The organism is Clostridium sp. CTA-19 (assembly GCF_054767855.1).
Window position 1 is genome coordinate 1 of sequence record NZ_BAAABH010000110.1, and the last position, 381, is coordinate 381.

A 381-nucleotide genomic window follows, 5' to 3' on the forward strand; every position below is an offset into this window, starting at 1 on the left:
TGTGACCCTCTGCTTGTAAGGCAGATGCTCTCCCAGCTGAGCTATGCGACCAAAAATGGTGACTCCTAGGGGAATCGAACCCCTGTTACCACCGTGAAAGGGTGGTGTCTTAACCGCTTGACCAAGGAGCCTTATTATGTTTTAAAAAAGTGGAGCTGGCAATAGGAATCGAACCTACAACCTGCTGATTACAAGTCAGCTGCTCTACCGTTGAGCCATGCCAGCGAAATTATGGCGACCTAGAAGGGACTCGAACCCTCGACCCCCGGCGTGACAGGCCGGTACTCTAACCAACTGAGCCACTAGGCCAGATTTTTGGTGGTCACAACAGGGTTCGAACCTGTGACCCTCTGCTTGTAAGGCAGATGCTCTCCCAGCTGA

General features: G+C 52.2%; 3 tRNA genes. All 3 read right to left on the reverse strand.

Features of this window, described 5'->3' with window-relative positions:
- Positions 1-56 precede the first annotated feature (56 nt).
- Positions 57-131: transfer RNA gene (locus ACYUE0_RS17890), tRNA-Glu, on the reverse strand.
- Positions 132-150: 19 nt separating this feature from the next.
- A tRNA-Thr gene (locus tag ACYUE0_RS17895) sits at positions 151-225 on the reverse strand.
- A gap of 7 nt (positions 226-232) precedes the next feature.
- Positions 233-309 (reverse strand) — tRNA-Asp (locus ACYUE0_RS17900).
- Positions 310-381 lie beyond the last annotated feature (72 nt).